General features: G+C 70.9%; 16 protein-coding genes and 1 pseudogene. 7 read left to right on the top strand and 10 right to left on the bottom strand.

The annotated features are described in order from the left end of the window. Positions 1–203 precede the first annotated feature (203 nt). The 5 genes from AB0L29_RS28240 to AB0L29_RS28220 all read right to left on the bottom strand — a co-directional run bounded on the left by AB0L29_RS28240 (position 204) and on the right by AB0L29_RS28220 (position 5,918). A complete protein-coding gene (locus tag AB0L29_RS28240) occupies positions 204–512 on the bottom strand; it encodes an SCO5918 family protein (protein ID WP_365830842.1) in 309 nt (102 codons plus the stop codon). A gap of 55 nt (positions 513–567) precedes the next feature. Continuing rightward, positions 568–969: a CBS domain-containing protein gene (locus AB0L29_RS28235; protein WP_365830840.1), complete on the bottom strand. Its 402-nt coding sequence runs from the start codon at positions 967–969 to the stop codon at positions 568–570. A gap of 46 nt (positions 970–1,015) precedes the next feature. Beyond that, positions 1,016–2,413 (bottom strand): DEAD/DEAH box helicase, encoded by a 1,398-nt coding sequence (locus AB0L29_RS28230; RefSeq protein ID WP_365830953.1) that lies wholly within the window; start codon positions 2,411–2,413, stop codon positions 1,016–1,018. A 522-nt stretch (positions 2,414–2,935) separates the two neighbouring features. Continuing rightward, positions 2,936–3,196: a hypothetical protein gene (locus AB0L29_RS28225; RefSeq protein ID WP_365830951.1), complete on the bottom strand. Its 261-nt coding sequence runs from the start codon at positions 3,194–3,196 to the stop codon at positions 2,936–2,938. A gap of 1,036 nt (positions 3,197–4,232) precedes the next feature. Continuing rightward, the gene (locus AB0L29_RS28220; RefSeq protein WP_365830838.1) at positions 4,233–5,918 is read right to left on the bottom strand and encodes a ribonuclease J; all 1,686 of its coding nucleotides are present in this window, start codon (positions 5,916–5,918) and stop codon (positions 4,233–4,235) included. A 323-nt stretch (positions 5,919–6,241) separates the two neighbouring features. Here AB0L29_RS28220 and AB0L29_RS28215 point away from each other — a divergent pair. The 3 genes and pseudogenes from AB0L29_RS28215 to AB0L29_RS28205 all read left to right on the top strand — a co-directional run. After that, positions 6,242–6,490: pseudogene (locus AB0L29_RS28215) on the top strand (RHS repeat-associated core domain-containing protein); the annotation flags it as partial. 509 nt (positions 6,491–6,999) lie between these two features. After that, a complete protein-coding gene (locus tag AB0L29_RS28210; RefSeq protein ID WP_365830836.1) occupies positions 7,000–8,769 on the top strand; it encodes a histidinol-phosphate transaminase in 1,770 nt (589 codons plus the stop codon). Continuing rightward, positions 8,766–9,569, top strand: coding sequence for a phosphatidate cytidylyltransferase (locus tag AB0L29_RS28205; protein ID WP_365830949.1), 804 nt, complete (start codon positions 8,766–8,768; stop codon positions 9,567–9,569). Before AB0L29_RS28210 ends, AB0L29_RS28205 begins: the two co-directional genes overlap by 4 nt. A gap of 134 nt (positions 9,570–9,703) precedes the next feature. Here AB0L29_RS28205 and AB0L29_RS28200 read toward each other — a convergent pair whose 3' ends face one another. The 4 genes from AB0L29_RS28200 to AB0L29_RS28185 form a co-directional block, all read right to left on the bottom strand. After that, positions 9,704–10,198, bottom strand: coding sequence for a proprotein convertase P-domain-containing protein (locus tag AB0L29_RS28200; protein WP_365830834.1), 495 nt, complete (start codon positions 10,196–10,198; stop codon positions 9,704–9,706). 65 nt (positions 10,199–10,263) lie between these two features. Next, on the bottom strand, positions 10,264–11,355 hold the full coding sequence (locus AB0L29_RS28195; RefSeq protein WP_365830947.1) for a bifunctional class I SAM-dependent methyltransferase/NUDIX hydrolase: 1,092 nt from the start codon (positions 11,353–11,355) through the stop codon (positions 10,264–10,266). A 103-nt stretch (positions 11,356–11,458) separates the two neighbouring features. Beyond that, positions 11,459–13,387: a methyltransferase, FxLD system gene (gene fxlM / locus AB0L29_RS28190; RefSeq protein WP_365830832.1), complete on the bottom strand. Its 1,929-nt coding sequence runs from the start codon at positions 13,385–13,387 to the stop codon at positions 11,459–11,461. 19 nt (positions 13,388–13,406) lie between these two features. Further along, positions 13,407–15,395, bottom strand: a complete 1,989-nt coding sequence (locus tag AB0L29_RS28185; RefSeq protein ID WP_365830830.1) for an ABC transporter ATP-binding protein — start codon at positions 15,393–15,395, stop codon at positions 13,407–13,409. 763 nt (positions 15,396–16,158) lie between these two features. Between AB0L29_RS28185 and AB0L29_RS28180 the strand changes: the two genes are divergently transcribed. From AB0L29_RS28180 to AB0L29_RS28170, 3 genes are all read left to right on the top strand, one after another. After that, positions 16,159–17,646, top strand: a complete 1,488-nt coding sequence (locus tag AB0L29_RS28180; RefSeq protein WP_365830828.1) for a radical SAM protein — start codon at positions 16,159–16,161, stop codon at positions 17,644–17,646. A 62-nt stretch (positions 17,647–17,708) separates the two neighbouring features. Continuing rightward, on the top strand, positions 17,709–18,365 hold the full coding sequence (leuE, locus tag AB0L29_RS28175) for a leucine efflux protein LeuE (RefSeq protein WP_365830826.1): 657 nt from the start codon (positions 17,709–17,711) through the stop codon (positions 18,363–18,365). A gap of 125 nt (positions 18,366–18,490) precedes the next feature. Continuing rightward, the gene (locus AB0L29_RS28170) at positions 18,491–18,904 is read left to right on the top strand and encodes a nitroreductase family deazaflavin-dependent oxidoreductase (RefSeq protein ID WP_365830824.1); all 414 of its coding nucleotides are present in this window, start codon (positions 18,491–18,493) and stop codon (positions 18,902–18,904) included. Positions 18,905–19,152: 248 nt separating this feature from the next. On the opposite strand, the gene AB0L29_RS28165 is transcribed toward AB0L29_RS28170, so the two are convergent. Next, positions 19,153–20,382, bottom strand: a complete 1,230-nt coding sequence (locus tag AB0L29_RS28165; protein ID WP_365830822.1) for a Xaa-Pro peptidase family protein — start codon at positions 20,380–20,382, stop codon at positions 19,153–19,155. Between the two features lie 227 nt (positions 20,383–20,609). Here AB0L29_RS28165 and AB0L29_RS28160 point away from each other — a divergent pair. Continuing rightward, on the top strand, positions 20,610–21,511 hold a 902-nt coding region (locus AB0L29_RS28160; RefSeq protein ID WP_365830820.1), incomplete at its 3' end, for an IS701 family transposase.

The following is a 21,511-nucleotide window of genomic DNA, read 5'->3' as shown; positions in this document are numbered from 1 at the left end:
AACGAGGCGTCGTGAATCCGCCTGCGGCTGTGGTCAGCAGGCGGCGAGGCAGGCGTGCGGCCCGCATCGCTTCGCCGGCCTGACAAGCGACCTCTGACCCGCCGCCGCGCCGAGGGAACACGGCACGCGGTGGAGGGCCGACCGGCGCGCGCCGGTCGGACCCCCACCGCTGTTCCGGTATCGGCTCGCGCCTGTCGCGCCGGTCAGACGGACAGGGGAGAGCCGAGCATCGTGGAAGCCCGCTGCATCGGACTCTCGATGCGCGCGGGCGCGGCCCCGGGCAGGGCGCGACAGGTGAAGCCGAGCCGGGACATGGCCCGGAGGACCTCGGCCGCGCTGAAGTCGCGGCGGTCCTGGCGGGTGACGACCTGGCCGACCTGCTTGGCGGGGTAGCGGCGTCGCCCGATGATCACGGAGTCGCCGGTGACCGGTTCGGGCTTGACGCCCTTCATCGATTCCAGCACGCCGCTCCTGGTCAGCTCGAAGGGGAAGCGGGCGATGACACAGCGCATGATGCCTCGCAAGGAGAAGGGGAGACGAGACGGGGCCGACCGAGGGTGCGGCGGTTCAGCGGGAGGGGGCGAGGACGCCCGGGGCGTTGCCGTGTTCGTCGGTCGCGGGTACGGCCTCGGGCCGCCCGCAGGGCATCGCGTCCTGGGCTTCGGCCCTCGTGGCCAGCGGCGAGACGAAGGGCCCGCTGCCGTCGGTGATGTCGCGCGGGCGGATCCTGTCGGTGTATCCGGAGCTGCCCCGGATGGTGGTGAGCCGGGCCTGGGTGACCAGGCCGGTGCACCGGCCGTCCTCGTCGCAGACGACCAGGTGCCCCGTGCCGGCGGCCATGACGGACAGCGCCACCTCGACGGTCATGTCGTCCCAGACCCGCGGTCCGGCCGCGTCCACGGCGTCGGCCGCCGTGCTGCGCACGGGGCGGGTGCTCGCGGGGCGGGTCTGCATCTGGACCAGTGTCAAAGGGTGCCTCCTGCGCAGACGGGTCGGCTTCCTGACCAGGACGGTCCTAGGCGGTCGGGTCGGTGGTGGGCTGCCGTAGGGGTGCGCGCCGGGCTGCCGGGGCGGGGCGGCGCCGGCCGCGGGTGGTGGCGCCGCGCTTCTTGGGGCGTTCGACGACCGGTGCGGTGATGACGACCGGGATGCCGGACGGGGCCTGGGCGCCGGTGATGCGGTGCAGGGCCTCGTCGCCGGTGCGGACCTGGGTGGTGTGCGGCCGGATTCCGGCGTCCGACATCAGGCGGATCATGCCGCGGCGCTGGTTGGGGGTGACGAGGGTGACGACGCTGCCGGACTCGCCGGCGCGGGCGGTGCGGCCGCCGCGGTGCAGGTAGTCCTTGTGGTCGGTGGGCGGGTCGACGTTGACGACGAGGTCGAGGTTGTCGACGTGGATGCCGCGCGCGGCGACGTTGGTGGCCACCAGCAGGTTGACGTGCCCGGTCTTGAACTGCGTCAGGGTTCGGGTGCGCTGCGGCTGTGACTTGCCGCCGTGCAGGGCGGCGGCGCGCACCCCGTTGCCGAGCAGGTCCTGGGTGAGGCGGTCGACGGCGTGCTTGGTGTCCAGGAACATGATCACGCGGCCGTCGCGTGCGGCGATCTGGGTGGTGGCCGCGTGCTTGTCGGCGCCGTGGACGTGGAGCACGTGGTGCTCCATCGTGGTGACCGCGCCGGCCGAGGGGTCGACCGAATGCACGACGGGGTCGGTCAGGTAGCGGCGCACGAGCAGGTCGACGTTGCGGTCGAGGGTGGCGGAGAACAGCATGCGCTGGCCCTCGGGGCGGACCTGGTCGAGAAGAGCGGTGACCTGCGGCATGAAGCCCATGTCGGCCATCTGGTCGGCCTCGTCCAGGACGGTGACGGCGATCTGGCCCAGGCGGCACTCGCCGCGGTCGATGAGGTCCTTGAGGCGTCCCGGAGTGGCGATGACGACCTCGGCGCCACCGCGCAGCGCGCTCGCCTGGCGGCCGATCGACATCCCGCCCACCACCGTGGCCAGCCGCAGCCTCACCGAGCGGGCGTAGGGGGTGAGCGCATCGGTGACCTGCTGTGCCAGCTCACGCGTGGGCACGAGGACCAGTCCCAGCGGCTGCCGGGCCTGGGTGCGCCGCCCGGCGGTACGGGCCAGCAGCGCCAGCCCGAAGGCCAGGGTCTTGCCCGAACCGGTACGCCCGCGGCCCAGCACGTCCCGGCCGGCCAGGGAGTTCGGCAGCGTGGCCGCCTGGATGGGGAACGGGACGGTCACACCCTGCGAGACCAGCGTGGTCAGCAGCTCCTGGGGCATGTCGAGATCGGCGAAGCCCTCCACGGCGGGAAGCGCCGGGGTGATCGTCTCGGGGAGGGCGAACAAGCTCAGCGGCTCGGTGCGGTGGCCCCACTGACGGACGTCGGTGAAGGGCCGGTTCGCGATGACGACGTGCGCCAGGGCGTGCGCGGTCTCGCCGATCTCCCGCGTCACCTCCGCGTCGGGCGCCACGTTGACGGCGACATGGGTGATCCGCCGCCACCGTGGATCGGGTACGTCGGCCGGTTCGGAGAGTTCACGCGCCAGGTCGCGTGTGCGGGGCCACCGGACACCGCCCGGTCCGACCGGCCCGCGGAAAAGGGCTGACGGACCTCAGGACCAGGCGCGCGGAGGGAGTCCGGAAGGGTTCGGCGCGCAACCGGGAAGGACGGTGCCCAAGGACGTGGCGGGGAAACTGACTTCGCACCTCCGCCGATGGACGGTCTGCCCGGTGGCGTCGTCACCGGGAACGAGGACGGCAGCGGGTCCGATGCGCGAAAGCCCCCGATGACAGTCGGAGTTCCCCCCGACGTCGTCGTACGAGCCGCGCCCCGACCCCGGCACATCGCGATGAAGGCGTACACGGGTGATCGGCCCCCCGACCGCGGAAAAAGGGCGGGGAGCCGTCCTGCCATGGGGCGCCAGGGGTCAGCCCTGCCGGGACTCCCGGTCGGCGTGTCCGTTCCACCGGCTGGACTCCAGCCACGAACGGGCCGGTTCCGCCGCGCGCGTGGTGTCCACGGTGAGTTCGAGACGGGTTCCGCCCTCGCCGCTCACCGGGTAGCTGCGCTGCTCGGTGGAGGCGAAGGAACGCCGAAGAACTTCCGCCACCTGCCGGGCGACTTCGGGCGACGCGGCGACGACGTGAACCTCGGCGTACCCGGCCGAGGGTGCTTTCTGGGACTCCATGGCGACCTCGCTGTGCGGCTGGACCAGAGTGCCGATCACTCTACTTCGACGTGCTTCCCCCGGCCCTCGACCACGACGGCCGTCACCTCCGGACCGGGCGGTTCGCGGAGTCCCGTGAAACGAAGTCCCCGAGACAGGCGGGCGCCGTACCCGGTACTGATCATGAACCCGTACCCCGCCCGGAGGCAAGCGGTCGCCGGTCGCCGGTCGCCGGGCCGTCGGGCCCGGCACGGTCGTCCTGCGACTTCCCCTTCCTCGTCATCCCGCCGCCCGCCGCCCGCCGCCCTCGACGCGGCACGCGCCGCCATGGCAGCGAGCGTCCGCGCCGACACCACCACGCCTGCCACGCGGATCCTCGTCCGCACCGGGACCGACCGGCCGCACAGTCCGCAGGACGGCTCGTCGGACGGGTCGTGAGCGACCGGGACGGTGCCGACGGTGGCGCTCCCGGGGCGGTCCGGACGCTGGTTTGCGGGGCTCGCCCGCCGGCGCGCGTTCCGCCCGAGCCCGAGTGGTGGCTCCGGAGACACGGCTTTTCGGCGATCGACGCGCCGGGCCGGTTGCGCCCGGCCCGGGGCAGGGCCCGCGTCATGACGGCGATCACCTCCCGCCCGACGTCATCGGAAGGCCGGCTTTCTTCGCCCTGTCCGCGCATCTCCCTCGCCCCACCGGTTCCGCGCCGGCTCTGCCGGACGGCGCCTGGGGGCCGCGCGTGCGTGACTTCCACACCGAACTGCCCGTTCCGGCGGGCGCACTCGATCCGCTGTGTGCCGCCCGGTCGGGCCGGCAGCGGCTCCCGCCTCGCCGGATGCGGCCGACTTCCCCTGCCGGGGAGCGGAGCGCGCGGCGGCGCGGGCCCGTTCGAGGGGTTCGAGGCAGCCCGGGCCGGCGAGGGCGGCTGCTGCTGCGCGGTCCCGGCCACCCTGCGGATCGGCGTCGGTGCCCCGGCCCTCTCGGGCGGCTGCCGGCTTCGGTGCCCGGCCCCGATGCCGCGGGGCCGCGATCGGGACCGGGGACCGTGCTGCCGGGCCGTGGCTCAGGCGTCGATGATGACGGGGATGATGAGGGGCTTGCGGCGGTGGGTGCGGAACGCCCAGTTCGCCACGGCGCGGGCGATGAGCTGTTCGAGTTGGCGCGCGTCACCGACGCCTTCCGCGGCCGCGGTGGCCAGGGTCTTCTCGATGACGGGGATGACGGGCTCGAAGGTCGTCTCGTCGTGGACGAAGCCGCGGGCCAGGAAGTCGGGGGCCTCGGCGAGGGCGCCGGTGTCCGCGTCGACGATCGCCACCACCGTGACCACCCCCTCGGCGGCGAGGGTGAGGCGGTCCTTGAGGGAGGCTTCGGTGGCGCCGCCGACTTCCATGCCGTCCACGTAGACGTTGCCGGCGGGTACCTTGCCGGTGATGGACGCGCGGCCGTCGACGAGGTCGACGACGACGCCGTCCTCGGCGATGACGACCCGGTCGGGATCGACGCCGGTACGGATGGCGAGGTCGCCGTTGGCCCGCAGGTGACGCCACTCGCCGTGCACGGGCATGACGTTGCGGGGTTTGACGATGTTGTAGCAGTAGACGAGTTCGCCGGCGCTGGCGTGCCCGGAGACGTGCACCTTGGCGTTGCCCTTGTGGACCACGTTCGCACCCCACCGGGTCAGCCCGTTGATCACCCGGTAGATGGCGTTCTCGTTGCCGGGGATGAGGGAACTGGCGAGCAGGACGGTGTCGCCCTTGCCGATGCGGATCATGTGGTCGCGGTTGGCCATCCGCGACAGCGCGGCCATCGGTTCGCCCTGGGAGCCGGTGCACACCAGAGTGATCTGGTGGTCCGGGAGCTTCTCCAGCTCCTTCGTGCTCACGACCAAGCCGGACGGGACCTTCAGATAACCCAGTTCGCGGGCGATGCCCATGTTGCGGACCATCGACCGGCCCACGAAGGCGACCTTGCGGCCGTACTGGTGGGCGGCGTCCAGCACCTGCTGGATGCGGTGCACGTGACTGGCGAAGCTGGAGACGATGACCCGGCGCGGCGCGGTGCGCATCACCTGCTCGATCGCCGGGTTCAGCTCGCGCTCGGAGGTGGTGAAGCCGGGCACCTCGGCGTTGGTGGAATCGGTCAGGAACAGGTCCACGCCCTCCTCGCCGAGGCGGGCGAAGGCACGCAGATCGGTGATGCGGTCGTCGAGGGGGAACTGGTCCATCTTGAAGTCGCCGGTGTGCAGCACCATCCCGGCCCCGGTGCGGATCGCGACCGCGAGGCTGTCCGGGATGGAGTGGTTGACCGCCACGAACTCGCAGTCGAAGGGCCCGAACCCGCGCCGGTCGCCCTCCCGCACCCGCACCGTGCGCGGCCGGATGCCGTGTTCCTTGAGTTTGGCCTCCAGGAACGCCAGCGTCAGCTTGGAGCCGACGACGGGGATGTCGGACCGCTCGCGCAGCAGATACGGCACGCCGCCGATGTGGTCCTCGTGGCCGTGGGTGAGCACCACGGCCACGATGTCGTCCAGCCGGTCCCGGATCGAGGTGAAGTCCGGCAGGATCACGTCCACGCCGGGCTGGGTCTCCTCGGGGAACAGCACCCCGCAGTCGACGATGAGCAGCTTCCCGGCATGCTCGAAGACGGTCATGTTACGGCCGATCTCACCTAGGCCGCCCAGGGGGATGACCCGCAGCCCTCCCTCGGGCAGGGGCGGGGCGGCTTTCAGTTCGGGGTGCGGATGACTCATACCCCGACGTTACCCGGAGAGCGGGAGGGGGTGATCCATTGCCCGTGTGATCCCTTTGCCCGTGTGATCCCCTTTCCCACGGTGCCGTCTTCTCCGAGGACGGCGCGATGCGGGAAAGGAGGCGGACGACAGGACAGACGGTACGCAACAACGGCACCTCCGCCAAACTCCCCATGGGCGCCACGGCGCAGGTGTCGGCGTACCAGACGGTCGTGGGCACGGACCTGCCGAACGACTTGACCTTCGCCGACGACCGCAAGGACTCCTTCGAGTACGACACCAACGGCACCACCATGTCGGTGACCACCTCGGGCACCGCCGGCGGGCAGCGCACCCACACCTACGCCTACGGCCCCACCGGCCTGCCCCGCGGCACCACCACCGAGGCCGTCCCCCAGCCCTACCGCTACACCGGCGCCTACCTCGACCCGACGGGTCCGTACAAGACGGGCGCCCGCTACTACGACCCGCAGATCGGCCGCTTCACCCAGCCCGACCCCTCCGGTCAGGAAACCGACCCCTACCTCTACGCCAGGGGTGACTGCGTGAACGTGTCCGATCCCACCGGTCTGGGCATGCTCTTCCTCCGGTCACCTGAGCGGGGAGCGAAGTCCCGCAGGCCGGCCGGCCCGCCACGGCTGGCGCGCACACCCGATCGTCCCGTTACAAGCTGTCTCGACGAGCTGTCCCGATCGGCTGGGCCGGCAGGAGTCCGGCATCGCCGACGACGAGCGCGCCCTCGGCCGCGACTGCGGCGCCGGCGCCCCGCCCCGGCCGGGTGCGGTGCCCGGGACCGGGGCCACCTCGCCCTCCGGCCGAGCTCACACGTGCCCTGGTCCGCCGCTAGCCCGTGTGCCGTGGTGCGGGAACGGCGGACCGGTGCGCGCCTGCGCGAGCCGTCTCGACGCTTCGGAGCTCTCACAGGGCGCGGAGCCGACGTGAGCCCCTCGGAGGGAAAAGCATGCATGCGAAGCAGCGCTGCGCCTGAGTAGGCGTACTCAGACCGGCCGCGCCGCTTGACCCTGGCATGGCCGGCTTGCGTATTCGATCCTCGAGTGCTCCTACACCGAGAGAGGTTCTCATGGGCTGTGCCCCGCTCCAGCTTCGTACCGCGACACCGGATGACCTTGAGTGGATCTTCGAAGTGCGTCACCGGGTGTACGCACAAGAGCTGGGCCAGCATGCGGTGAGCCCGACGGGGCGGCTTCGCGACGGACTCGACGGGGACAACGTCTACCTCGTCGCGGCCAGAGGAGCGGATCGCATCGGCTTCGTGAGCGTCACTCCGCCTTGGCTGGGGCGCTACGCACTGGACAAGTACCTGAGCCGTGACGAACTGCCGGTACTGAACGACGACGACCTGTTCGAGGTGCGCATTCTCACTGTCGAACCGCGCTGGCGGGCCACCGCGGCGGCCTTCCTGCTGATGCATGCGGCGCTCCGCTGGATCGCCGCCCGTGGCGGCCGCAAGGTCGTGGCGATGGGCCGCACCGACCTGCTCGACATGTATCTGGCCGTCGGCCTGCGCCCGGCCGGCCGTACCGTCCGCAGTGGTGCCGTGACGTTCGAGGTCCTGACCGGTCGCGTGACCGAGATGGTGCACCGCGCGATGGACCGGTACGGCAGCACGCTGGAGCGGCTGCGGTCCGCGGTCGACTGGCGGCTCGACATGGCGTTCGCACCCCGGCCGGACGGCTGCGAACACGGCGGCGCCTCGTTCACCGCCATCGGCACGGACTTCCGTACCCTGCACCGGCGTCGGCGGGTCGTGGCCGCTGACGTGCTGGACGCCTGGTTCCCACCGGCCCCCGGGGTGCGGGAGGTGCTCGCGGAGGACCCGGCCTGGATGGCCCGTACTTCGCCGCCGGCCGGTGCCGAGGGCTTGCTGTCGGAGATCTCCACGGTCCGGGCGCTGCCCATGGGGACACTCGCGCTCGGCGCCGGTTCATCCGACTTGATCTTCCGGGCGTTCGGCCACTGGCTGACTCCACGGAGCAGGGTTCTTCTGATCGATCCTTGCTACGGCGAGTACGCCCACGTCACGGAGAGAGTGATCGGATGCCGGGTGGATCGCTTCGGGCTGCGCCGCGAGGACGGCTGGCGGATCGATCTGGGCCGGCTGTCCGACGCCGTCGAATCCGGCCGGTACGACCTCGTGGTGCTGGTCAACCCGAACAACCCGACGGGCCGCCACGTCCGAGGCGCGGAGCTGCGCGCGCTGATCGCTGCCGCGCCCGCCCGCACTCGCTGGTGGATCGACGAGGCGTACCTGGGCTATGCGGGTCTGACCGAATCACTCGCCGACCTGGCGGCGACGAGCGAGCGTGTGGTCGTCTGCACCTCACTGTCCAAGATGTACGCGCTGTCCGGCCTGCGGGCCGCATACCTGGTGGCCGAGCCGGACGTCGCGGCGCAGTTGCGCCGGCGGACGCCGCCTTGGCCGGTCAGTCTGCCCGCACAGCTGGCCGCTGTGGCAGCCCTGCGCGACCCGGCGTACTACAGCGACTGCTGGTCGCGCACCCACATACTGCGAAGCCAACTCGCGACCGCTCTGATGGAAGCGGATCCAGAGACGGTGGTCGAGGAATCCGTGGCGAACTTCCTCACTCTCATCCTGCCGCCGGGCGGGCCGAGTGCCGCGCAACTGGTGACCGTGTGCCGACGCCACGACGTCTACCTGCGTGACCTGTCCCCGCTGTCGCCGCTGTACCAGGGGCGTGCCGTGCGCGTCGCGGTGAAGGACACCGAGGAGAACGCGCGGATCGTCGCCGCGTGCCGGGCCGCGCTGAAGGTGCTGCGGCCGGGTCCGGCTTCACTCGGTCCGGTGCGCCGGAGCGTGTGCGCCAGATGATCACGGTGGCCTCCCTGGCGCCCTGTCTCGGTGGCGCACTGGTGCTGAGCGGTATCGCGGTGATCGCGTCCCGGCGCCGCGAGCTGCTGATCCGATGGTGCGCGTGGGCGATCGGCGTGCCCCTGGTCACCGCAGCGTTCTGGTGGGGGCGTCCGGGCACTGCTGCTGTCGCCATCGTGGTCGGGGTGATCGCGGTGATGGAATATGGCGGGCTGGTACGGCTGGGGCGGCCGGATCGGATGGTGCTGGCCATGGGGGTGACGGGTGTGGTGCTGGCCGCCTGGCTGTTGCCCGGGCAGGTGCTCCGGGTGCTCGCTGTCGCGGCGCTCGCGTTGGCCGCGGTGCCGCTGCTGAGCGGTGACGCCGACCATGGCGGGTACCGGCTCGGCGCCGGCCTGCTCGGGCTGGCGTGGCTGAGTGTCCTGGCCGCACTCGTGCCCCTCGGAGCGAGCGGGCTGGCACTGTTCGTGGCGGTGTCGGTCGCCGACATCGTGGCGTACTTCGCCGGTCAGAGGATCGGCGGGCCACCACTGTCGCCCCTGTCGCCGGCCAAGCGGTGGAGCGGGACCTTGGCCGGAGCCGGAGCCGGGTTGGCAGTGCTCGCCCTGCTGTCCGCCCTGAGCTGGCCGATGGCGGTTGCGGTGGCGGTCGGCGGTCCGGTCGGCGACCTGCTCGAATCCATGATCAAGAGGGGTGCGCGAGCGAAGGACTCGGGCCGGTGGCTCGCCGGATCCGGCGGCCTGCTGGACCGTATCGACTCCCTGCTCATCGCGCTGGCCGTCCTGCTGGTCCTGCGCTGATCCACACCACTGAGCCCGCGCAGCCGGCGCCGCGCCAGGCCCCGGCGTCTTCGTCGGGGACCACCTGGCACGGGGACGGCTCAGTAGGCCGGTGTCCAGCTGTTGAGGGTGCCCGTGGCGCCCTGGGAGATGTCCTAGGCGCGAAGCTTCCAGGTGCCGTTCGCCGGCGAGGTGCCGGTGTCGATGGCGGAGATCTGCCGGACGGTGCCGCCGCCTTCCGTAGCGGAGTCCTGCTTCACCTGGTACGGCTCGCCGTTCGGGTCGACCAGGTGGATCTCCAGGTCACCGCGCCACTCGTGCGTGGCGTCCACGCGCACCTGGAGATTGCCGGGCGCGTTGCCCGGGAGGCCGGTCACGGTGATCGGTGACTGGGCCGTTCCCGGGCCGGGGATGGGGTGATCCGTGGTGTCGGCGATCGTCGAAGGGCGGGGTTCGGCGGCCGGTTCGGGCTCCGGGTTCGTCACTGTTCCGTCCAGTGCCGCGCCGATGTCGATGCGCGGGGTGCCGGCGCCGGCGCAGGTGACGGACTTCCCGCTGGAATGCAGGAGCGACTCGAGTTCCCCGATGCTTCTGGCCGGGAACGCCTCCCGCAGGATCGCGAAGGCGCCGGCCACGTGTGGCGCGGCCATGGGTTCGTCCTTGCAGAGGGCCACGGTGCGGTCGTCCGTATGGCCCCGACCGTCCAGGGCTCGGGTCACGCGGAGGCGGTCCCGGGTGGGTCGGTGACGGGTGTGAAGTGGGCGGGGACGTGGTCGATCGGCAGGCCGGGGCGCCACGCGGTGAGGATCTGGGCGCTGCACTCGAACAGGTCCGGGGGCAGGGCGTCCAGCGGCCACCAGCGCCAGTCACCGACGCTCTCGCCGGGCTGGTCGGCCGGCTCGCCCTGCCAGCGGGTGACGAGCGCGCCGCAGGTGATGCGGACGATGTCGCCGACGTGGTCGAGGAGCATGCCCAGGAGGCGGACGTCGGTGGGGTCGGCGTGCAGGCCGGTCTCCTCGGCGAGTTCACGCACGACTGCCTCCTGCAGTGACTCGCCCGGCTCCACGGTCCCGCCGGGCAGCTCCCGTGTGCCCAGCCGGTGTCGGCCGAGGAGGAGGCCCTGAGGCCCGATCAGCACGGCGCCGACGCCGACGGCCGCGTGGGCGAGGGGTGGTTTCGGGGTGCGGGGGCGGGCGGTGATGCGGGCCGGCCGGTGGACCTGGAAGAGCCGGTAGGAGGCGTGGTTGTTCTTCTCCGGTGCGTCGAGGACGGTGATGCCCTGCACGCGGAACCCGTACTGGACGAGCAGGTCTTCCCACACCTCGGGTGTGAGCACCCACATGTGCACGGTGAGATCGTCGCCGCCGGCCAGGCGCAGGACCTCCGGACGTGGGGTGACGGTCGAGGCGGGGCCGTCGCCGGCGGAGTTGGTGTGCAGCACGGTGAAGTACAGCCGTCCGCCCGGTTTGAGGGCGGTCGCCAGGGCGGGCAGGAGCCGGTGCGGGTCGAGGAAGTGGAAGGTGCTGAGGGAGTAGATCACGTCGTACGGGGCCGCCGTCCCCAGGTGCTCGACGGCGTCGGCGTGGAGCAGCCGCAGTCCCGGCACACCGGAGTGGCGGGCACGCGCTCTCTCGATCTGGCTGAGGGAAGCATCGACGCCGTCCACCTGTGCACCGTAGGTACGGGCCAGGTGGGCGGCGTGCCGGCCAGGGCCGCAGCCGATGTCCAGGACCCGCAGGCCCTCGATGTCCCCGAGGACGGCGTCCCCCGGCCCGTTCGGGGCAGGGCCCCAGGTGATCTGATCCATTTCCGGCAGGGGCGTACCGCGCCTCAGGTGGTGTGCTCCGTAGGCGTCCCAGGCGAGGCGGGTCTGATGTTCGACGTCCGACATGTTGACCTCCATGCCGAGTTCAGGGGCGGAGTGCATAGCAGCGCAGCACGTCGAGATCGACCGTGCGTACGACGGACCAGCCCGCGGTAAGTGTCTCCGCCTCGACGGGTGTGATCCCGAGGTGCCTGTACGGATCGTTCTCCTCGCGACGGCCGGCGAGTTCGGTGACGACCCAGAAGGTCCCGCCGGGCGCCAGGACCTGCCGGACGCGGTCGAGGAAGGCCACCTTGTCGTCCATCCACCGGTAGACCAGGCGGCAGGTGACGACCGCATACGCGGCATCCGGCAGGGCGCCGAGGTCATCGGAGGCGAAGTCCATCAGGTGCCAGGCCGGCCCCTCGCCCTGCTGGGTGTTCCGGGCTGCGGCGATGGCGCTGGGCGCGAAGTCGATGCCGGTGGTGCGGTAACCGAGCCGGTGGAGGTGGCGGGCGAGGGAGCCCTCACCGGTGCCGATGTCGAGAGCCGGGCGTCCGCGGCCCGGTCCGACGTGGTCGGCGAGCAGCGTGGCCTCGGTGCTGGTGACCTCCCGGTACCGGCGTCCGCCGGCCCAGAGCGACTCCCAGTGGTGGGCGGTGGCCGGGGTGGTCGCCATTGGGCTCCTTTGCCGGAGGGCGGGATGGCCGGGATCTCGGTCCTGGCGGGCATCGGCGGGGGCCGGGAGCCGGGGCGGCACCGGAGCAGGCGCTGCGGCGCCGGGAACGACGGGCCAGTCGATCTTGATTCGCGTGTGCTTCTTGTGGAACACGTGCGGGCCGTCGGTGTCGGCGCCTGTCGGTCCGGTGGCGTCCTTGGGCTGGACGGTGATGCGCGGGCAGGGCGCGGCGCGGTGGTTGCGCTGCCAGTGCTGGACGTGCTGGGCCATCTCCGCGGCCGCCAGGTCACCGGCTGGTCCGTAGCCGTGCATGACGAACTCGTGTACACCTCTGCCGTGATCTCCGTCTCCGATCCGTTCGTGTGCCGGCCGGGCCAGTGATGTCCCGCGCACGATGGCCGCGCCGGGCCAGTGCGGCGGTGGGGGGCTGGTGACGCCGGTGCGGCGGTCCGGGTCGACGGACAGGCGGCAGAAGCCGGGGAGCACGCCGGCCAGATACAGGGTGAGGGAGTCGAAGGGTTCCTCACCCCCGACGGTGACGCCCGTGCGGACCGTGCAGGGCGCCTTGTCGAAGGCCGGGGCGAGCTGGTCGACGGGCATGGGCGTTCCGTCCTCGAAGGCGAGGCGGATGCCGCGGCCCGGGACGGTGCGCAGATTCGGGTCCCACGCGCCGGCGCCCTGCATGGGCACGAAGCCGCACACGGTGAGCGGCTCGTCACTGACGAGCGCACCGTCGCGTCGGGTGAAACCGATGGACCACACGTACTGGTGGAGGCGCAGCGGGGCGACGAGGCGTCCGCCCTCCGCAACCATGCTGATCCACGGAAGATCCCAGGTGTCGACCGTGACGATCACCGCGTCGAAGCCGCCCTCGGGGACGGCCTCGGGGGGTAGATGCTCGGCGTCCGCGGTCAGGACACGGACACGGTCGTATCCGGTGGCGCAGAGGAAGCGGGTGGCGCGGTCGGTGACGTCAGGGTCGATGTCGACGGTGGTGACCTGTCCGGCCGGGCCGACCAGTTCGGCGATCAAAGCGGCGTTGTAACCGCCTGAGCCGACCTCCAGGACATGGTGGCCGGGCCGGAGGCGGGCCGATTCGAGCATGACGGCCTGCAGCCACGGCGCGCTGACGGAGCTGCTGATGCGGCCGTCGGGCGCGTGCCGGGTGGGGATGATGTCATCGGCGTACGCGGTCTGCACGGGCACTTCCGGTGCGAAAGCATGGCGGGGAACCCTGCGCAGGGCGGCCTCGACAGTGGCGGTGCGGACGTGGCCGGCCGCGAGGAGCTGATCGACGAGCCGGTGCCGCAGCGTGCTGGGACCGTGTTCCTGCGCGGTGGTGGGGGGAGTCGTCACGCTGGGCCTTTCGAGCGGGTCATACGGGATCTGCGACGGTGGGGGAGCCGGGGCGGGGGATGGTGCCCGCGGGGGCGTACTGGGCGGCCTGCGCGTCGAACATCGCGGCGTAGCGCCCCTGGGCGGCCATGAGTTCGTCGTGGCTGCCGTGCTCGACGAGCCGTCCGTGGTGCAGGACGTGGATGCGGTCGGCGTGGCGCACGCCGGACATGCGGTGGGTGACCAGGACGACGGCCCGGTTCGGGGCGGCCAGCCGGCGGATGCGGTCGAAAGCGGCGATCTCGGCTTCCGGATCGAGGGCGGAGGTGGGCTCGTCCACGATGAGCACGCCGTCGGCGTCCGAAGTGGAGCTGCGCCAGTGGGTCCGGGCGAGCCCGACCTTCTGCCACTCGCCGCCCGACAGTTCGCTCGCGCCGCGGAACATCCGGGCCAGCAGGCTGTTCAGGCCGTCGGGAAGCTTTGCGATGACCGGTCCGGCACCTGCGTAGTCCACGGACGGCTGCAGGTCCTCGGAGTCGGCCGGCCGGGCGGGCCGGCCGATCCGGATGTTCAACGCGGCGGTCACGGGCCAGCGTTGGAAGTCCTGGGTGAGCAGCGCGACACGGTCGAAGACCTCGGAGCGGTCCAGGGAGGCGATGTCGGCCTCACCCCACAACACCGTCCCGCTCTGCGGCAGCAACAGGCCCGACAACACCTTCATCAGGGTGCTCTTGCCGGAGCCGTTCTCGCCGACCACGGCGGTGACCGAGCCCATGGGCAGCGTGAGGGACACCTCGTCCAGGGCGGGGGCTTCCCGGTCCGGGTAGCGGTAGCCGACCCGGTCGAGGACGATCTGCCTCACCTGGGCCGGAACGGGATCACCCCCGCCGGGAATGGTGCGCCGGGCCGCCTCGTCCAGGAACCGGGCGTGGTCGCGGACATAGAGGGACTCCTCGTGCAGCTGGTTCACGTTCATCACCAGCGCGCCCAGGCTCGCCGAGCCGGACCGGACGGCGATGAAGGCGGTCCCGGCCACGGCCAGACTCATGTGGCCGCTCATGATCAGCAAGAACATGGCCGCGTACGTCGCCGCCATGGCGAGGCCGGACAGCGCGGCGGCCACCCACTCGGTGACGGCTTTGCCGGTGGCCAGCCGCTCCTGCTCGGCCTCGGCGCTCTCGGCCATCCGCTCGTAGCGGCTGAGCAGGAACGGCCCGACGGCGTGGATGCGCACCTCCTGCGCGGCGGTACGCTCCGTGAGCAGGTTGCCGATGAGGCGGCTGGCCCGCACGTGCTCGACCCAGCTCATCACCGACACGTACCGTTCCTGCGCCACCCGCATCGCGCCCCAGCCGCGCGGCGCCGCGATCAGGATCAGCATCGGCAGCAGCGCGGGATGGAGGACGGTGAGCACACCGGCCGTGGAGATCAGGGAGATGGTTCCGTTCAGCGCGGCCACGCAAGCGCCGATCATGCGGCGGGCGGATCCGGCGCCGTACTGGGCGACGTCGATCAGCCGTCGGAACTCCGGGTCCTCGATGGCCTCCAGCTCCACCGACGCGGCGGCGGCCAGGTACTGGGTCGTGGCGATCCGCTCGACCAGCGGCTCCAGCCGGCCCGCCCGCGCGGTGGACCATCCGGCCAGGCCCGAGTTGACCACGGCCGCTCCGGCGGCGGCGAGCAGCCCGGGCAGCACTGCGTGCAGTCGCTGCTCGGGGGTGCCGGAGCCGAGCAGCGCGTGCATGACGGCGTTGACCGCGAGCAACCCGACGGCCGCCGCGAGACCCTGCCCGATCTCGCTGACGGCGACCGTGAGCAGAGCGCGGCGGTCCGCCTGCCACGCCATCCGCAAGGTCGCCCCGACCAGCCTCGGCATGGAGCGCAGAGCCGACACCATCGTCAGGTCGAGCCGGGCACGCTCGTGTTCCGACCAGCCCAAGTCGTAGCGCAGAGGGCCGCCGAAAAGCTCCTGCTCGGCGTCGGAGACCTCCGGCTCGGCCAACTGCACGCGTCCGAAGAACCTCTTCACAGCGCGCCTCCCGGCCCGGACCGGCTCAGAGCCCGGAGATCCGGCGTGGGCAGCCACCGCACCATGGTGACCGTGACCATCCGCGCAGAGGCCCTGCCGCTGGACTCGCGGTACGAGTACTCCTCGCTCCGTGCCACGTTGTGGGCAATTGCATGTGCTGGTGTCCTGGCCGAAGTCAACGTGGTCCCCCTTGACGGTTGTGTGGCTGCTCCTGCGGCTCAACGAGCCGACCGGAATTTCGAACACATGTGTTTCGGTCGTGTTGGTAACCCTGGGATTGAGCGCACGCCGGAGCTTGCGGGCTGCATCGGCCCTTGCGGCCCCTGGGCCGGAGGTTGGAGCGGCGGTGGCCGAAACGCCGAGCGTGCCGCTGTTCCCGCGCCGGGGGATGGAGCGTGATTCAGCGGAAGCGGGCGAGCAGAGCGCCGGATCCAGGGAGCGGCCGCCGACCGCGGTCATCAGGAGAAGCGGGGGATCGCACGCTCGGTGTGAGTCCGCCGGCTCACCTCAGCTCCCGGGGCGGAGGGAGGCCTCCGGCGGCGGTCATCGAGGCGCGAGCCGCACTGCCGGGAAGCCGCGTCCAGTGTCTTGATCGTTTTCATGTGGCCGAATGGAATCGGATGATCCGGTTTCAGTCGCCGCTCTGGCCGATTGATGCCTGGTGCATGCATATTCCGCGTGCAAATCTTCATGACCCGTCCGTACGGGCGGGCCGCCGTCGGCCCGTACGCTTCGCTCTCCCTGTGCCAGTGAGGGAACGACGATGAAGGTACTGCTCGCGAACGCCCCCGACCCCACCGCAAACAGGAACGCCTCGAACTGCGCCTGCTACCCGCACATAGGGATCATCCAGCTCGCCACCGCGACGCGAGAAGCGTTGGGTGATCGTGTGGACATCCGGGTCGTCGACGGTGGCATCAGCAACACCGAGACCGTGCAACAGGCCGTCCGGGCCTTCGCGCCCGATCTCGTCGGGGTCAGCGCGCTGACCCCGGCCTACTCCGAGACCCTGAGGATCGCCGAGACCGCCAAGGCGTGCGGGGCCGAGGTCGTCCTCGGCGACGACCACGCGATCTTCTTTCCCGAGACGATCCTTCGCAACAGGCACCAGATCGACTACGTGATAGCCAACGACGGCGGCGAGATCCCGTTCGTGGAACTGGTGCGCGCTCTGCTCGACGGCACCAGCCTGTCCGGGGTGTCCTCGCCCGCCTACCGGCACGACGGCCGGATCCACCTCAATCCGGCACCGAAGTACGCGCTCTCCCTGCGCAACACGATTCCGGACCCGTCCTTCATCGAGGACGTACTCGACATCTACGCCGACCATTACCGTACGCAATTCGGCCACCTCCACGACCACCGGGTGCGGCCGGTGACGGTGAACAACGCACGCGGCTGCGAGAACGGCTACAAGCGCTGCACCTACTGCTCCATCGCGGACCTGACCGTCAATACGAGTGATCCCCGCGGCTTCTGGAAAGCGATCGACCAGTACAACCGCGAGCACGGAATCAACCTGTTCTTCGAGGTCTACGACAGTTTCACCGCCAGTCCCCGCTACGTGGACGCCCTCATCGACGCCACCCCGCCGCACCTGAAGCGCCGTATCGACGAGGGCGAACTGCAGCTCATGGTCTACGCCCGCGCCCTCGGGCTGACCAAGCGCAACAACGTCGACAAGCTCCGGCGGCTCGGCGTCACGCGCGCCACCATCGGGCTGGACGCCGCCGACCCCGAAATGCTCGAGGCGCAGCGGAAGAACAAGACAACCGACGAAACCAATCTCGAAGCCATTCGGATGCTGAACAAGGCGGGCATCTCGGTTCATGCCTCGTACATCGCCGGCGCCCCGGGGGAGCGGCCGGAGACGCCGGACCGCACCATCGCCGGGATCCGGCAGATGCTGGGCGAGGTGGAGCTCTCCTTGGTCGAGTTCTCGCAGTTCATTCCGTTGCCGAACGGTCCGGCATGGGATCTGCTCGTCGACTACGAGCGGCCGGACTCCTTCAAGAGCAGCGCCGAGATCGACGGCTACCTGACTGCTCTGGGAATCACCGTGACGCGGGAGGACCGGGAGGAGATGTTCGCCAGGTTCGGCGATCAGGACTTGCTCGACATCGACGAGCTGGGTGCTTTCTGGGCGGACAACTTCACCCACATCAGTGAGAAGTACGCCCTGGAGCGCATCGGCGAGGTGGATGAGATGGTCAGCGCGTACAAGGTGCGCACGGGAAACAACGTCGGATAGCCGTGCCGCCCGGGGGCCGGCCGGCTGCCGGGCCCCCGGCGGGCGAAGGGGAGGATGCCGGAATGCTGGGAGTGGAGAACCTGCTGACCTATGCCCTGGGCGCGCTGCTGATCATCCTGCTGCCGGGGCCGAGTTCATTGTTCACGCTGTCGGTCGCGGCACGGCTCGGGGTCTCGGCCGGCTGTCGCGCCGCGGCAGGCGTGTTCCTGGGCGAGACCCTGCTCATGGTGGCGACGGCTGCCGGGCTCGCTTCGCTGCTGCGGACCAACGAGCTGCTGTTCGCCCTCGTGAAGTACGCCGGGGCCGGCTACCTGACCTGGATCGCGGTGGGCATGATCCGGGCGGCCTGGGCGATGTGGCGGCGCCGCAACGAGAAGACGGCGGAGGACGCGGCGGCCGGCCCCGACCCCTCGACGGGCGGAAGGCTGTTCCGGCGCTCGTTGGTGATCACCGTCCTGAACCCGAAGGCGATCTTGTTCTTCATCTCGTTCTTCGTACAGTTCGTCGACCCCCGGTACGCGTACCCGGGGCTGTCCTTCGCGCTGCTCGCACTCGTCTACCAAGCCATCAGCATCGTGTACGTGACCGCGTTGATCCTCGGCGGCACGTACCTCGCCACGCAGTTCCGCCGCCGCCGGAAGCTCTCGGCGGGCCTCACCACGGGGGCAGGAGCACTGTTCCTCGGTTTCGCGGCGAAGCTGGCCACGACGAGCAACTGAGCGTGGCACCGGCGCCTTTTTGACGGCTCTTGCCGCGGTGGGTGAATCAGGCCTGTGTGCAGGCAAGTGCGGTTGGTGGTGTGGCGACACGAGCTGACGGATGCGCGGTGGCGGAAAATGGGAGAATGACCGACGCGAACAAATGGAATCAGAAGATCATCGACGAGTTCCGCGCCAATGGCGGACGCGTCGGCGGGCAGTTCGAGGGCGTGCCGATGCTCGTGCTGCACCACATCGGGGCGAAGAGCGGCTCTCCTCGAGAGAACCCGGTGATGTACCAGGAGACCGCGGACGGCTGGGCGGTCTTCGCCTCCGCGGCCGGGGCGGACACGAATCCGGCCTGGTATCACAACCTGCTCGCCCACCCGGACGTCGAGATCGAAGTCGGTACGGAGACGATCCCGGTCCGGGCGCGCGTCCTCGGCCGGGATGAGCGCGACCCTGTGTGGGAGACCCAGAAGCAGCGCTTCCCGGCATTCGCGGAATACGAGAAGCGGACGTCCCGGGTGATCCCGGTGGTTCTGCTCGAACGACGCTGAACTCCTGCCCGAACGCCCGCAACGGTGACTTCCGTCGGACCGCTGGGTGAGGGGTCAGCGGAAGTCACCCGAAAGACCTCCTCCGACCAGCAAATGGTCAACTCCCGCTGGAGTGTCAGGACGTCCTTTCCGGTGGTGTGACCGCTCGTCGGGCGGTGCACGACGGATCCGGTCGAGCGGTCGGTGCCGGACGAGGTGTGGCTGCTGTTCCGGCGGGTGGTCCCGCCGACGGAGGTCATACGACGTGGTCAGCCCACCACTGTCAGCTCGTGCGGCAGCCGGTGGAGCACCTCGTGACCGTCATCGGTCACCAATAACAGGTCTTCGATCATGATGGCCCCGGTGTCCGAGGAATACGAGGGGGTCTCCACCGCGAGCACCATGCCGGGCAGCAGTGGCCGTTCCTCGTCGGCGCTGAGGTAGGGCGGTTCCTCGTGGAAGGTGTCGATCCCCACCGAATGGCCGTAGTGGCCGCGGGTGAAGGAGGGGTAACCGCCCGCGCGGATGTGCCGTTGCGCGGCCTGGAACACCTCGCGGGCGGTGACACCCGGACGGATGACGGACCGGGCTTCCCGGTGGGCGCCGAGCAGGACGTCGTGCAGGCGCCGCGCGGCGGGCCGGACGGTGCGGAAGGCGAAGGTGCGTCCGCCGTCGCCGCGGTAGCCGCCCAGGGTGACGCCGCAGTCGAACTTGATGAGGGCACCGTCCGCGAGAACGGGACCGGTCCCGGGAGCGGCACCGGTCCCGGTGGAGGGGCCGACGGCAGGCAGCATCCACTGGTCGCTGTAGCCGGCGTAACGGGGATCGGCCATGGCGGCGGCCAGGACGCCCTGCTGGTAGCGGTGCCGCAGATCGAGGGCCGTGAGGCCGGGGCGCAGGTCGCGGACGGCGAAGCTCATGCCCGCTTCGGACAGTTCCGTGGCCCGCCGCAGCCTCTCGATCTCGAAGTCGTATTTCACGCTGCGCAGTCCGTACAGGTCGTCCGTCATGTCTTCCCAGGTCAGCCGGGGCGCGAAGGCGGCGACCCGGCGTACGGTGTCGTACGGGACGTACCGCAGATCCGTGCCGATCCGGGCGCTGAGCAGGCCGCGGTCCGCCAGGACGGAACGCAGCAGCGCGTCCTGCTCGGCGGTGTCGTACTGGGCCGGACGGCTGCCGGGTGCAGCGGTGGCCGAAGGGTCGGCCAGGTCGCGAGCGTCACGCAGCTCCACCCACACCCGAAACGGCCGGACGTCTTCAAAACCGGACTCCTCACGGGCTTGTACCGCTTCGAAGTCGCTGACCACCAGGGCGGGCGGCTGGGTGGGGTCGGCCGGGATGACGGCAAGGACCGTGCCCAGCATCCTCCACCACTGCATCAGGAAGAAACTCTGGAAGCCCGTCGTATAGAAGACGTTGGAAGGAGTGCAGGCGATGTAGGCGTCCAAGCCCCGGTCCTGCAGCCGTTCGCGGACGGCGCCGATGATCTGTGTGCGCATGCATCGTCCTTGGCGAATAGGGCGGCGAGCAGGGCGCAGCAGTGGTGGCGAGCGTTCGCCCTCGTACGACGGTGGAGGACGCACGCGCGGAATCGGCCCCGCCACGCCACGTGTGCCCCGTCGAGTCCCTCGTCTCACGCATCGGCACCACTCAGTCACCCGTGCGACGGACCTCTCGCCGGACCAAGCCGCCGGGTTCTCGGCCTGTTCCTGGGCATGTCGGGTGGATGGACGCACATGAAGTGAACCGTGTCCGGGCGAAGTTAGCGCTGTACGCGGCGGACGTCTTCGCGTCGCTGCCGCGCAAGGACCAGCGGGCCAAGGGCGACTGCTACCTGCGGGGACTGATGCTCGACGGCCGACGCAAGTCGATCCAGGCCATGGCCTCGAGGCTGCCGGACGGCAACGAACAGAACCTGCAGCAGTTCGTGAACCAGTCCACCTGGGACCCGGTGCCGGTGCAGCGGCGGATCTGTGAGCGGATGCTGCCGCTGATCAGCCCGACGGCCTGGGTGATCGATGACGTGTCGGTGCCCAAGGACGGCCGGATGTCGGCCGGGGTGGCTCCGCAGTACTGCGGGGCCCTGGGCAAACGCGCCAACTGCCAGGTCGCGGTCAGCGTCCACGCCGCCGGTGACACCGCCTCCTGCCCGCTGCAGTGCCGGCTGTTCCTGCCCAAGGAGTGGTGCTCGGACACCGAACGCCGGGCCCTTGCCCGTGTACCGTCCGAGGTCACACACCGCGAGAAGTGGCGGCTGGCTCTGGACATGCTCGATGAGCTGGCCGACTGGGGCATGAGGCCGCCGGTCGTGGTGGCCGATGCCGCCTACGGCACCAATGCCCACCTGCGGGCCGGCCTGACAGACCGCAAAATCGACTACGTGCCGGCCGTCCGCGCGGACGTGAGTGCCCACCCGTTCGACGCCCAGCCCGTGGCTCCGGAGCGCAAGAGTCCCGTCGGCTGCCGGCCCCAGCCCCGCTACCGTCACCGGGCCCCCTCGGTGGCAGCCCGGGCCGCCGATCTCGGGCAGGAAGCGTTCACCACCGTCGCCTGGCGGCCCGGCTCGCGCGGCCAGTTACGGTCCCGCTTCGCCGCCGTGCGCGTCCGCCCGGCCGGCAAGGCCGTCGA

This window comes from Streptomyces sp. NPDC052701 (assembly GCF_040678355.1).
Lineage (GTDB): Bacteria > Actinomycetota > Actinomycetes > Streptomycetales > Streptomycetaceae > Streptomyces.
This window is presented reverse-complemented; position numbering and strand designations above follow the sequence as displayed.